The sequence below is a fragment of the Streptomyces sp. Z26 genome (assembly GCF_003665095.1).
GTDB classification, from domain to species: Bacteria; Actinomycetota; Actinomycetes; order Streptomycetales; family Streptomycetaceae; genus Streptomyces; species Streptomyces phytohabitans.
Map to the genome: position 1 here is coordinate 316,597 of NZ_RCHV01000002.1, position 12,083 is coordinate 328,679.

Sequence of the window (12,083 nt, forward strand, 5' to 3'; positions counted from 1 at the left end):
GGGCGCCGGAAACGCCGGGCCCTTGTCAGGCCGAGGCGCCGCCGAACTCCCGCTCCAGGGCGGCGATCTGGTTGGAGCCGAGCCCGCGTACGCGACGGCTCTCGGAGATGCCGAGGCGCTCCATGATCTGCTTGGCGCGGACCTTGCCCACGCCGGGGAGCGACTCGAGGAGGGCGGAGACCTTCATCTTGCCGATGACGTCGTTCTCCTGGCCCTGCTTGATCACGTCGTGCAGTGTCGCGCCGGAGTGCTTGAGCCGATTCTTGACCTCGGCGCGCTCCCGGCGAGCCGCGGCGGCCTTCTCTAGCGCGGCTGCGCGCTGTTCAGGGGTAAGGGGCGGAAGAGCCACGCCTACGTCACCTCGGATGTCGAACTGTCGGATATGGATGATCGGTGAGGAACCTAGTGGCCCCGCACCTGCGGAGCAACGAGCAACACTTTCCCCGGCTCCTCGGCCTTCGGCTCGGGGACACCCCCGTGCCTGGGCCTTCGGCCTGGCGAGACCCCAGGGTCCGTGGCGCTCTCGTCGGAGACTAGCGGTCGAAGGGCGCTGAGTCAGCGAGAACAGCGGAAAAGTCCTGGTCAGCCTCAGCCGACCAGGACATTTCGGGACAAGGTACCGCGAGTACGAGCGCGGTGTGCGCTCAGCCGACGGCCTCCGCGAGCTGTTCCGCCTCCGCGCGGGCCGCGTTCCGCAGCCCCTCCGGGGACGGGCCGTGCCGCAGGACGCCCCGGCTGACGCTCGGCAGCACGTTCCCGAGCGCGCTCCCGAAGATGCGGCGCAGCCCTTCGGCCGTACCGCCCTGGGCGCCCATGCCGGGGGCCAACAGCGGTCCGTTGACGGCGAGTTCGGCGTCCGCCCGGGTCAGCGTCGCGCCGACGACGGCGCCGAACGAGCCGAGCGGTTCCGCGCCCGCGTTCTCCTCCGCCAGCCGGTCGAGCACGGTCTGCGCGACCGTACGGCCGTCGTCCGCGCGTGCCCGCTGCACCTCCGCGCCCTCGGGGTTGGAGGTGAGGGCCAGGACGAAGACGCCGGAGCCGGAGGCGCGGGCCGCGTCGAAGGCGGGGCGCAGCGACCCGTAGCCGAGGAACGGGCTGAGGGTGACGGCGTCCACGTGCAGCGGGGCGCCCGTACGGAGGTAGGCGTCGGCGTACGCGGCCATGGTCGAGCCGATGTCGCCGCGCTTGGCGTCCAGCAGCACCAGCGCGCCCGCCTCCCGGGCCCGCGCCACCGCCGTCTCCAGGACGGCGAGCCCGGCGGAGCCGAAGCGCTCGAAGAACGCGGCCTGCGGCTTGAAGACCGCCACCTGCTCCGCGAGCGCGTCCACCACGGTGTCGGTGAAGGCGCGCAGCCCTGCGACGTCGTCCTCCAGCCCCCACTCCGCGAGCAGCGACGGGTGCGGGTCGATGCCGACGCACAGCGGCCCGCGGGTGTCCATGGCCCGTCGCAGCCGGGCGCCGAAGGGGGCGGTGGGCGCGGTGGGTTCCGTCGTACGGGTCATGCGTCCGCCTTCCCGGTACGCGCCCCGGCCGCCGGGGTGCGGGTCTCCGCGCCGACGGCCTCGGCGAGGGTCTCGTACGGGCTGGCGCGCAGCCGCGCCGCCAGCCCCTTGTGCAGGGAACGGCACCAGAGGGGGCCCTCGTAGACGAAGGCGCTGTAGCCCTGGACGAGGGTGGCGCCCGCGAGGACGCGCTGCCAGGCGTCCTCGGCGTCGGTGACGCCGCCCGCGCCGACGAGCGTGAGCCGGTCACCGACCCGCGCGTACAGGCGGCGCAGCACCTGGAGGGAGCGCTCACGCAGGGGCGCGCCCGACAGGCCGCCGGTCTCGGCGGTCAGCTCCGGGCCTGAGACCAGGCCGAGGCCGTCGCGGGCGACGGTGGTGTTGGTGGCGATGATCCCGTCGAGGCCGAGGTCGACGGCGAGGTCCGCGACGGCGTCGACGTCCTCGTCCGCGAGGTCCGGCGCGATCTTCACCAGCAGCGGTACGCGGCGCCCGGGGACGGCGCGGTCGGCGGCCTCCCGTACGGCGGCCAGCAGGGGCCGCAACCGGTCCGCGGCCTGGAGGTCGCGGAGGCCGGGGGTGTTGGGCGAGGAGACGTTGACGACGAGGTAGTCGGCGTGCGGGGCGAGCCGTTCGGCGGAGGTGACGTAGTCGGCGACGGCACCCGATTCGGGGACGGCCTTGGTCTTGCCGATGTTGACGCCGAGGACCGTACGGAACGCGGGCCTGCGGTCCGCGAGGCGGGCGGCGACGGCGGCGGAGCCGTCGTTGTTGAAGCCCATGCGGTTGATCAGGGCGCGGTCCGCGGGCAGCCGGAAGAGGCGCCGCGGCGGGTTGCCGGGCTGCGGCTCGGCGGTGACGGTGCCGACCTCGACGTGGTCGAAGCCGAGCATGGTGAGCCCGTCGACGCCGGTGGCGTTCTTGTCGAATCCGGCGGCCAGCCCGAACGGCCCGTGCATCCGCAGCCCCAGCGCCTCCGTCCGCAGCTCGCGGTGGCGGGGCGCCAGGTAGGCCGCGACGAAGGTGCGCAGGACCGGCACCCGCGCGACCCCCCGGATCAGCGCGCACGCCAGACGGTGCGCCTCCTCCGGGTCGAGCCGCCGCAGGACGAGCCGGAACAGCAGTGCGTACGCGCTCATGCCCTCACGCCTCCCGCGCCGCGGTCAGGTGCTCGGCGTGCTCCTGGAGGGAGCGCACCCCGATGTCGCCGCGCCCGAGGGCCTCGATGCCCTGGACGGCGGCGGCCAGCGCCTGGACGGTGGTGAGGCAGGGCACGGAACGGGCGACGGCGGCCGTGCGGATGTCGTAGCCGTCGAGGCGTCCGCCGGTGCCGTACGGGGTGTTGACGATGAGGTCGACGTGCCCGTCCTGGATGAGCTGGACGATGGTCTTCTCGCCGTTCGGGCCCTCTCCCTCGCTCTGCTTGCGTACGACGGTGGCCTCGATGCCGTTGCGCCGCAGCACCTCGGCGGTGCCGGAGGTGGCGAGCAGTTCGAAGCCGAGGCCGACGAGTTCCCGGGCGGGGAAGATCATGGAGCGCTTGTCGCGGTTGGCGACGGAGACGAAGGCGCGGCCCTTGGTGGGGAGCGCGCCGTACGCGGCGGCCTGCGACTTGGCGTACGCCGTGCCGAAGACCGAGTCGATGCCCATGACCTCGCCGGTGGAGCGCATCTCCGGGCCGAGGATGGTGTCCACGCCGCGCCCGTACACGTCGCGGAAGCGCGTCCACGGCATGACGGCCTCCTTGACGGAGATGGGCGCGTCCATCGGGAGGGTGCCGCCGTCGCCGGTGGCGGGGAGCATGCCCTCGGCGCGGAGTTCGGCGACGGTGGCGCCCAGGGAGATCCGGGCGGCGGCCTTGGCCAGTGGTACGGCGGTGGCCTTGGAGGTGAAGGGGACGGTGCGGGAGGCGCGCGGGTTGGCCTCCAGGACGTAGAGGATGTCCCCGGCGAGCGCGAACTGGATGTTGATCAGCCCGCGTACGCCGACGCCCTTGGCGATGGCCTCGGTCGACTGCCGCAGCCGCTTGACGTCGTAGCCGCCGAGGGTGATGGGGGGCAGGGCGCACGCGGAGTCGCCGGAGTGGATGCCGGCCTCCTCGATGTGCTCCATGACGCCGCCGAGGTACAGCTCGTGGCCGTCGTAGAGCGCGTCGACGTCGATCTCGATGGCGTCGTCGAGGAACCGGTCGATCAGCACGGGGTGTTCGGAGATCAGTCCGGCGTGCCGGGTGAGGTACTCCCCGAGCGACGGCTCGTCGTAGACGATCTCCATGCCGCGCCCGCCGAGCACGTACGAGGGCCGCACCATGACCGGGAAGCCGATCCCGGCGGCGATGCGCCGGGCCTCGTCGAAGGAGTACGCGGTGCCGTACTTGGGCGCGGGCAGCCCCGCCTCGGTGAGGACGCGGCCGAAGGCGCCGCGCTCCTCGGCCAGGTTGATCGCCTCGGGCGAGGTGCCGACGACGGGTACGCCGTTGTCCTTGAGGTCCTGCGCGAGGCCCAGCGGGGTCTGCCCGCCGAGCTGCACGACGACGCCCGCGACGGGTCCGGCCTGCCGCTCGGCGTGCACGATCTCCAGGACGTCCTCCAGGGTGAGCGGCTCGAAGTAGAGCCGGTCGGAGGTGTCGTAGTCGGTGGAGACGGTCTCGGGGTTGCAGTTGACCATCACGGTCTCGTAGCCCGCGTCGCTCAGGGCGAACGAGGCGTGGACGCAGGAGTAGTCGAACTCGATGCCCTGCCCGATGCGGTTCGGGCCCGAGCCGAGGATGATCACGGCGGGCTTCTCGCGGGGCGCGACCTCGGTCTCCTCGTCGTAGGAGGAGTAGAAGTACGGGGTGCGGGCGGCGAACTCGGCGGCGCAGGTGTCGACGGTCTTGTACACCGGGCGTACGCCCAGCGCGTGCCGCACCTCCCGTACGACGTCCTCGCGCAGCCCGCGTACGGCGGCGATCTGCGCGTCGGAGAAGCCGTGCCGCTTGGCCTCGGCGAGGAGGTCGGCGTCGAGGCGTTCGGCGGCGGCGAGTTCGTCCGCGGTCTCCTTGATGAGGAACAGCTGGTCGACGAACCACGGGTCGATCTTGGTGGCGTCGAAGACCTCCCGCTGGGTCGCGCCGGCGCGGATCGCGGCCATCACCGTGTTGATCCGGCCGTCGGTGGGGCGCGCGGCGTCGGCCAGCAGGGCGTCCTTGGCGGGGAGTTCGGCGACGGGCGTCGCGAAGTCGAACTGCGAGCCCTTCTTCTCCAGGGAGCGGAGCGCCTTGTTGAGGGCCTCGGGGAAGTTGCGCCCGATGGCCATGGCCTCGCCGACGGACTTCATGGTGGTGGTCAGCGTGGAGTCCGCGGCCGGGAACTTCTCGAACGCGAACCGCGGCGCCTTCACCACCACGTAGTCCAGGGTGGGTTCGAACGAGGCGGGCGTCTGCTCGGTGATGTCGTTCGGGATCTCGTCCAGCGTGTAGCCGACGGCCAGCCGGGCGGCGATCTTCGCGATGGGGAAGCCGGTGGCCTTGGAGGCGAGCGCGGAGGAACGGGAGACGCGCGGGTTCATCTCGATGACGACGACCCGGCCGTCCGACGGGTCGACCGCGAACTGGATGTTGCAGCCGCCGGTGTCGACGCCGACCTCGCGGATGACGGCGATGCCGACGTCCCGCAGGATCTGGTACTCGCGGTCGGTGAGCGTCATCGCCGGGGCGACGGTGATGGAGTCGCCGGTGTGGACGCCCATCGGGTCGAAGTTCTCGATGGAGCAGACGACGACCACGTTGTCGTTCCGGTCGCGCATCAGCTCCAGCTCGTACTCCTTCCAGCCGAGGATCGACTCCTCCAGCAGCACCTCGCTGGTCGGTGAGAGCGTCAGCCCCTGGCCGGCGATACGGCGCAGCTCGTCCTCGTCGTGCGCGAAGCCGGAGCCCGCGCCGCCCATGGTGAAGGAGGGGCGTACGACGACGGGGTAGCCGCCGAGGCCGTCGACCCCGGCCAGCACCTCGTCCATGGTGTGGCAGATGACGGAGCGCGCGGACTCGCCGTGGCCGGTCCGCGCGCGGACGGCGTCGACGACCTCCTTGAACTGCTCGCGGTCCTCGCCCTTGTTGATGGCCTCGACGCTCGCGCCGATCAGCTCGACGCCGTAGCGGCGCAGGACGCCGGACTCGTGCAGGGAGATCGCGGCGTTCAGCGCGGTCTGCCCGCCGAGGGTGGGCAGGAGCGCGTCGGGGCGCTCGCGCGCGATGATGCGCTCCACGAACTCCGGGGTGATCGGCTCGACGTACGTGGCGTCGGCGATCTCCGGGTCCGTCATGATCGTGGCGGGGTTGGAGTTGACGAGGACGACGCGCAGGCCCTCGGCCTTGAGGACGCGGCACGCCTGGGTGCCGGAGTAGTCGAACTCGGCGGCCTGACCGATGACGATCGGGCCGGAGCCGATGACGAGGACGGACTGGATGTCGGTGCGCTTAGGCACGCTGGCCCTCCAACGGGGATGTGCTGCGGGGCTCTCCGCCCTCCATCAGCGCGACGAACCGGTCGAACAGGTAGGCGGCGTCGTGCGGTCCGGCCGCCGCCTCGGGGTGGTACTGGACGCTGAACGCGGGCCGGTCCAGCAGCCGCAGGCCCTCCACCACGCCGTCGTTCAGGCAGACGTGGGAGACCTCGGCGCGGCCGTACGGGGTGTCGCTGACCGCGTCGACGGGCGCGTCCACGGCGAAGCCGTGGTTGTGCGCGGTGACCTCGACCCGGCCCGTGGTCCGGTCCTGCACGGGCTGGTTGATGCCGCGGTGCCCGTACTTCAGCTTGAACGTGCCAAAGCCGAGGGCGCGGCCGAGGATCTGGTTGCCGAAGCAGATGCCGAACAGCGGGGTGCCGCGCTCCAGCACGCCCTTCATCAGGGCGACGGGGTGCTCGGCGGTGGCGGGGTCGCCGGGGCCGTTGGAGAAGAACACGCCGTCGGGCGCGACCGCGTACACCTCGTCGAGCGTCGCGGTCGCCGGGAGGACGTGCACCTCGATGCCGCGCTCGGCCATGCGGCGCGGCGTCATGCCCTTGATGCCGAGGTCCACGGCGGCCACGGTGAAACGCTTCGCCCCGACGGCCGGGACGACGTACGGCTCGGTCGTGGTGACCTCGCCGCACAGGTCGGCACCGGCCATGGCGGGCGCGGAACGCACCCGTTCCAGCAGGTCCGCCGTGTCGGCGGGGGCGCGCTCCGGGCCGCGCGGCTGCAGGGCGTCGCCGGAGAACACCCCGGCGCGCATCGCCCCGCGCTCGCGCAGGTGGCGGGTGAGGGCGCGGGTGTCGACGCCGCTGATCCCGACGACCCCCTGGGCCGCCAGCTCCTCGTCGAGGCCCCGTACGGAGCGCCAGTTGGAGGCGACGCGGGCGGGGTCGCGCACGACGTACCCGGCGACCCAGACGCGGCGGGACTCGGGGTCCTCGTCGTTGACGCCGGTGTTGCCGATGTGCGGGGCGGTCATCACGACCACCTGCCGGTGGTACGAGGGGTCGGTGAGGGTCTCCTGGTAGCCGCTCATGCCGGTGCTGAAGACCGCCTCGCCGACGGTCTCGCCGAGGGCGCCGTAAGCCCGGCCGCGGAAGGTGCGCCCGTCCTCCAGGACGAGGACGGCCGGTGACTTCGCGGCGCGTGTGGACGTCGTCATGGTGTGTCTCCCTGGGTGCGCCGGGCGGTGTGCGCCCCGGCGGCCTGGTCGTGGGGGTCGGGCGCGGAGGCGGCGGCCGCCGCGGTGGCGGGCCGGTCGGCGGGGCCGCCGTGCTCCGCCGCGAGGGCGGTCACGGCCTCGGCCCACGCCGGGTGCTCCGCCGCGCGGTCGGAGCGGAAGCCGGAGTCGAGCCGTCGGTCGCCGTGCTCCCAGGTGACGACCAGCAGGCCGCCCTCGGTGAGCACCTTGCCCGCGATGCCCGTGTCGAGGCGGGCCCCGGTCAGCCGGGCGGCGGGTACGAAGAAGTCGCGCGCCCCGGGGCGTACGACTTCCAGGCCCGCGTCCGTGAGCGTCAGCTCCACCCGGCTGCGGGTGCCCAGCCCGTGCGCGACGACGCGGTCCAGCCACTCCCCCGCCGTCGTCGAGCCGTGGTAGCGGCCGGTCAGCCGGAGGCGTACGGCTCCGGGGTCGGCGGGCGCGGCGGGCAGCTCGGGCAGGTCGCCCTGGAGGGTGCCGCGCCACTTCCAGCCCTGCCGCATCAGCCAGTAGACCAGCGCCACGAAGGCCAGCAGTCCGACGGTCCAGCCGATGCGCGCGGCCCAGTCGGTGACCTCCTGGGAGCGCTGCTCGGCGGCCAGTGGGATGAGGTGGTTCACGCGAGCTTCCCGTCCGAGACCGTGGCCTGCCCCCGCAGGAACGTGTGCGTGACGCGCCCCGGCAGCTCGCGCCCCTCGTACGGGGTGTTGCGGCTGCGGGAGGCGAAGCCCGCGGGGTTCACCGGGCCACGGTATGCGGGATCGACGAGCGTCAGGTTGGCCGGTTCACCAGGCGAGACGGGGCGGCCGTGGCCGTCGAGTCGGCCGATGGCGGCGGGCCGTACGGACATCCGGTCGGCGACCCCGGCCCAGTCGAGGAGCCCGGTGTCGACCATCGTCTCCTGCACGACGGACAGCGCGGTCTCCAGGCCGACCATGCCCATGGCGGCGGCGCCCCACTCGCAGTCCTTGTCCTCGTGGGGGTGCGGCGCGTGGTCGGTGGCGACGCAGTCGACGGTGCCGTCGGCCAGCGCCTCGCGCAGCGCCAGCACGTCCTCGCGGGTCCGCAGCGGCGGGTTGACCTTGAACACCGGGTCGTAGCTGCGGACCAGTTCGTCGGTGAGCAGCAGGTGGTGCGGGGTGACCTCGGCGGTGACGTTCCACCCCTTGGACTTGGCCCAGCGGATGATCTCCACCGAACCGGCCGTGGAGACGTGGCAGATGTGCACCCGCGAGCCGACGTGCGCGGCGAGCAGCACGTCGCGGGCGATGATCGACTCCTCCGCCACGGCGGGCCAGCCGCCGAGGCCGAGTTCGGCGGAGACGGTGCCCTCGTTCATCTGCGCGCCCTCGGTGAGCCGCGGCTCCTGCGCGTGCTGCGCGACGACGCCGTCGAACGCCTTCACGTACTCCAGCGCGCGGCGCATGATCACCGCGTCGTCCACGCACTTGCCGTCGTCGGAGAAGACGCGTACGCCCGCCGCCGACTCGTGCATCGCGCCCAACTCCGCGAGCTGCCTGCCCTCCAGGCCGACGGTGACGGCGCCGACGGGCTGCACGTCGCAGTAGCCGGACTCGCGGCCGAGCCGCCAGACCTGCTCGACGACGCCCGCGGTGTCCGCCACGGGGAAGGTGTTGGCCATGGCGTGCACGGCGGTGAACCCGCCCTGCGCGGCGGCCCGGGTGCCGGTGAGCACCGTCTCGGAGTCCTCGCGGCCGGGCTCGCGCAGGTGCGTGTGCAGGTCCACGAGGCCGGGCAGCAGGACGCTCCCGGCGGCCTCGACGACGTCCGCGCCCGCCGCGTCCAGGGAGGCGCCGACCTCGGCGACGGTGCGGCCGTCGATCAGCACGTCCCGTGGCTCGCCGCCGAGGACGCGGGCGCCGCGGATCAGGGTCTTGCGCTGGCTCATGAAGGGTTGCTCTCCTCGGTACGGGCGGCGGGGACGGTCGTCACGGCGGGCTCGCTGCCGCCGAGCAGCAGGTACAGCACGGCCATGCGGATGCTGACGCCGTTGGTGACCTGCTCGACGGCGGTGCAGCGGGGCGAGTCGGCCACCTCGGCGGTGATCTCCATGCCGCGGTTCATCGGGCCGGGGTGCATGACGACGGCGTGCTCCGGCATGCGGGCCATCCGCTCACCGTCGAGGCCGTAGCGGCGGGCGTACTCGCGCTCGGTCGGGAAGTAGGCGGCCTTCATGCGCTCGCGCTGCACGCGGAGCATCATCACGGCGTCGGACGTGGCGAGCACCGGGTCCAGCGCGTAGCTCACCTCGCACGGCCACGCCTCGACGCCGACGGGCACCAGGGTGGGCGGCGCGACGAGGGTGACGTGGGCGCCGAGGGTGCTCAGCAGCCGTACGTTGGACCGGGCCACGCGGCTGTGCAGGATGTCCCCGACGAGGGTGACGCGGCGCCCGGACAGGTCGTGCCCCTCGCCGCCGGTGAGCCTGCGGCGCATGGTGAACGCGTCGAGGAGCGCCTGCGTGGGGTGCTCGTGCGTGCCGTCGCCCGCGTTGACGACGGAGCCGCCGATCCAGCCGGAGGTCGCGAGCCGGTGCGGGGCGCCGGAGTCGTGGTGGCGGATGACGACGGCGTCGGCGCCCATCGCCTCCAGGGTGAGCGCGGTGTCCTTGAGGGACTCGCCCTTGGAGACCGACGAGCCCTTCGCGGAGAAGTTGATGACGTCGGCGGACAGCCGCTTCGCGGCCGCCTCGAACGAGATGCGGGTGCGCGTGGAGTCCTCGAAGAAGAGGTTGACGACGGTACGTCCGCGCAGGGTCGGCAGTTTCTTGACCGGCCGGTCCGCGACGCGTGCCATCTCCTCGGCGGTGTCGAGGATGAGCACGGCGTCGTCGCGGGTGAGGTCCCCGGCCGAGATGAGGTGACGCTTCATCTGATGCCTTACGTGGGTGAGGGGATGTGCTGGCGTACGGGTGCCGGGGCAGCGCGTCCCGCGGGACTCCGTACGTCCGCCGCGGGGGCGCCGTACTCCCGTCCCGGGTCCGGGGCGCCGCCCGGCGGCGCCGGGGCTAGCGCTCGCCGCCGGGGTCGGCGGGGCGGGCGCCCAGGAGCACGCCGTCGCGGCCGTCCTCCTCGGTGAGCTGCACCTTGACCGTCTCGCGCAGGGAGGTGGGCAGGTTCTTCCCGACGTAGTCGGCGCGGATCGGCAGCTCGCGGTGGCCGCGGTCGACGAGGACGGCGAGCTGTACGGCGCGGGGCCGCCCGATGTCGCCGAGCGCGTCGAGGGCGGCGCGGATGGTGCGGCCGGAGAAGAGGACGTCGTCGACGAGGACGACGAGCCGGCCGTCGACGCCCTCGGGCGGGATCTCCGTGTGCGCCAGCGCGCGGGCGGGCTTCAGGCGCAGGTCGTCGCGGTACATGGTGATGTCGAGGGAGCCGACCGGCACCGGCCGGTCGGTGATCTCCTCCAGCTTGGCCGCCAGCCGCCGGGCGAGGAAGACGCCGCGGGTGGGGATGCCGAGGAGCAGGACGTCGTCGGCGCCCTTGGCGCGTTCGACGATCTCGTGGGCGATGCGGGTGAGCACCCGGGCGATGTCGGGAGCCTCCAGCACCGGGCGGGGCGTGCCCGCGGATGCGTTGCCGTTGTCCATGGGAAACGGACCTCCTTCTCCGCCTCACGGGACGGTCTTAAAGGACGCCGGATAAGTGCGCCGTCCACGGTAGCAGGGCGGCCCGCGCGCTCCGCTTTCGCCCCGTATTCGACCTGATCGGGCGCAGGGGGACCCGCTCGGCTTGACGGCGCACATTACGCTGCGTAATCTCACAGTGAGTTACATCGACGTCCTCCGGGGAGCCTTATGTCCAGCGAATACGCCAAGCAGCTCGGAGCGAAGCTCCGCGCGATCCGCACCCAGCAGGGCCTCTCCCTGCACGGTGTCGAGGAGAAGTCACAGGGCCGGTGGAAGGCCGTGGTGGTCGGTTCGTACGAGCGCGGCGACCGCGCGGTGACCGTGCAGCGCCTCGCCGAGCTGGCCGACTTCTACGGCGTCCCGGTGCAGGAGCTGCTGCCCGGCACCACTCCCGGCGGCGCCGCGGAGCCGCCGCCGAAGCTCGTCCTCGACCTGGAGCGGCTGGCGCACGTGCCGCCGGAGAAGGCCGGTCCCCTCCAGCGGTACGCGGCGACGATCCAGAGCCAGCGCGGGGACTACAACGGCAAGGTGCTGTCGATCCGCCAGGACGACCTGCGCACCCTCGCCGTGATCTACGACCAGTCGCCGTCGGTGCTGACCGAGCAGCTGATCACCTGGGGCGTGCTGGACGCGGACGCGCGCCGCGCCGTGGCGCACGAGGACGCCTGACCCGCCGGACCGCGGCCGCCGCCGGCACGTGCGGCCCCGGAGGAACCGAGCATCCCGGCGGCGGATGACGAGAGGGCCCGGGACGGTGTCACACCGTCCCGGGCCCCTCGCGTCTCCGCTCGTCGGCGCCGCGCACGCGGGCCTCAGCGCCGCAGGCTCGGCTTCAGGTCCTTCAGCCGACCGAGCAGCCCGTTGACGAACGCGGGCGACTCGTCGGTGGAGAACTTCCTCGCGAGCACCACCGCCTCGTCGATCACCACGGCGTCGGGTGTCCCGTCGACCCAGACCAGCTCGTACGCCCCGAGGCGCAGCACGCTGCGGTCGACCACCGGCATCCGGTCGAGGGTCCAGCCCACCGCGTACGTGGAGAGCAGTTCGTCGATGCGGTCCGCGTGCTCGGCGTACCCCTCGATCAGCTCCATGGTGTACTCGGCGACGGGCGGCTGGCGGTCGTCGGTCCGCGCCAGGCGTATCCAGTCCGCGAGGACCTCGGTGACGGCGCTGCCGCGCTGGTCCGCCTCGAAGAGGATCTGGAAGGCGCGCATGCGCGCCTTGTTGCGGGCCGCCACGG

The 12,083-nt window shown here is 73.0% G+C and carries 11 protein-coding genes; 1 reads left to right on the top strand and 10 read right to left on the bottom strand.

Annotated features, from left to right (window positions below; translation table 11 throughout):
- Positions 1 to 25: 25 nt before the first annotated feature.
- The 9 genes from mihF to pyrR all read right to left on the bottom strand — a co-directional run bounded on the left by mihF (position 26) and on the right by pyrR (position 10,804).
- Complete coding sequence (gene mihF, locus D7M15_RS01430) at positions 26 to 349, bottom strand: integration host factor, actinobacterial type (RefSeq protein WP_028431629.1); 324 nt, start codon at positions 347 to 349, stop codon at positions 26 to 28.
- Positions 350 to 644: 295 nt separating this feature from the next.
- Positions 645 to 1,502, bottom strand: coding sequence for an orotidine-5'-phosphate decarboxylase (gene pyrF, locus D7M15_RS01435; RefSeq protein ID WP_121515807.1), 858 nt, complete (start codon positions 1,500 to 1,502; stop codon positions 645 to 647).
- Entirely contained in the window at positions 1,499 to 2,641 is a 1,143-nt protein-coding gene (locus tag D7M15_RS01440) for a quinone-dependent dihydroorotate dehydrogenase (protein ID WP_121515808.1), read from the bottom strand. Before D7M15_RS01440 ends, pyrF begins: the two co-directional genes overlap by 4 nt.
- 4 nt (positions 2,642 to 2,645) lie before the next feature.
- The gene (gene carB, locus D7M15_RS01445; RefSeq protein ID WP_121515809.1) at positions 2,646 to 5,966 is read right to left on the bottom strand and encodes a carbamoyl-phosphate synthase large subunit; all 3,321 of its coding nucleotides are present in this window, start codon (positions 5,964 to 5,966) and stop codon (positions 2,646 to 2,648) included.
- Positions 5,959 to 7,158 (bottom strand): glutamine-hydrolyzing carbamoyl-phosphate synthase small subunit, encoded by a 1,200-nt coding sequence (gene carA, locus D7M15_RS01450; protein ID WP_121515810.1) that lies wholly within the window; start codon positions 7,156 to 7,158, stop codon positions 5,959 to 5,961. Before carA ends, carB begins: the two co-directional genes overlap by 8 nt.
- A complete protein-coding gene (locus D7M15_RS01455) occupies positions 7,155 to 7,802 on the bottom strand; it encodes a hypothetical protein (protein WP_240649550.1) in 648 nt (215 codons plus the stop codon). Before D7M15_RS01455 ends, carA begins: the two co-directional genes overlap by 4 nt.
- Positions 7,803 to 7,810: 8 nt before the next feature.
- On the bottom strand, positions 7,811 to 9,103 hold the full coding sequence (locus D7M15_RS01460; RefSeq protein WP_121515811.1) for a dihydroorotase: 1,293 nt from the start codon (positions 9,101 to 9,103) through the stop codon (positions 7,811 to 7,813).
- On the bottom strand, positions 9,100 to 10,086 hold the full coding sequence (locus D7M15_RS01465) for an aspartate carbamoyltransferase catalytic subunit (protein WP_121515812.1): 987 nt from the start codon (positions 10,084 to 10,086) through the stop codon (positions 9,100 to 9,102). The genes D7M15_RS01460 and D7M15_RS01465 overlap by 4 nt, the downstream gene beginning before the upstream one ends.
- Positions 10,087 to 10,222: 136 nt before the next feature.
- Positions 10,223 to 10,804 carry a bifunctional pyr operon transcriptional regulator/uracil phosphoribosyltransferase PyrR gene (gene pyrR / locus D7M15_RS01470; protein ID WP_121515813.1) on the bottom strand — a complete coding sequence of 194 codons (582 nt, stop codon included), beginning with the start codon at positions 10,802 to 10,804 and terminating at the stop codon, positions 10,223 to 10,225.
- A 207-nt stretch (positions 10,805 to 11,011) separates the two neighbouring features.
- Between pyrR and bldD the strand changes: the two genes are divergently transcribed.
- Complete coding sequence (gene bldD / locus D7M15_RS01475; protein WP_121515814.1) at positions 11,012 to 11,512, top strand: transcriptional regulator BldD; 501 nt, start codon at positions 11,012 to 11,014, stop codon at positions 11,510 to 11,512.
- 143 nt (positions 11,513 to 11,655) lie between these two features.
- On the opposite strand, the gene nusB is transcribed toward bldD, so the two are convergent.
- On the bottom strand, positions 11,656 to 12,081 hold the full coding sequence (gene nusB / locus D7M15_RS01480; RefSeq protein WP_121515815.1) for a transcription antitermination factor NusB: 426 nt from the start codon (positions 12,079 to 12,081) through the stop codon (positions 11,656 to 11,658).
- Positions 12,082 to 12,083 lie beyond the last annotated feature (2 nt).

Bases quoted from the DNA above. Each gene is read 5' to 3' on its own strand.
- bldD (WP_121515814.1), top strand. From the start codon at position 11,012: ATGTCCAGCGAATACGCCAAGCAGCTCGGAGCGAAGCTCCGCGCGATC.
- D7M15_RS01460 (WP_121515811.1), bottom strand. From the start codon at position 9,103: ATGAGCCAGCGCAAGACCCTGATCCGCGGCGCCCGCGTCCTCGGCGGC.
- D7M15_RS01440 (WP_121515808.1), bottom strand. From the start codon at position 2,641: ATGAGCGCGTACGCACTGCTGTTCCGGCTCGTCCTGCGGCGGCTCGAC.
- pyrR (WP_121515813.1), bottom strand. From the start codon at position 10,804: ATGGACAACGGCAACGCATCCGCGGGCACGCCCCGCCCGGTGCTGGAG.
- pyrF (WP_121515807.1), bottom strand. From the start codon at position 1,502: ATGACCCGTACGACGGAACCCACCGCGCCCACCGCCCCCTTCGGCGCC.
- carA (WP_121515810.1), bottom strand. From the start codon at position 7,158: ATGACGACGTCCACACGCGCCGCGAAGTCACCGGCCGTCCTCGTCCTG.
- D7M15_RS01465 (WP_121515812.1), bottom strand. From the start codon at position 10,086: ATGAAGCGTCACCTCATCTCGGCCGGGGACCTCACCCGCGACGACGCC.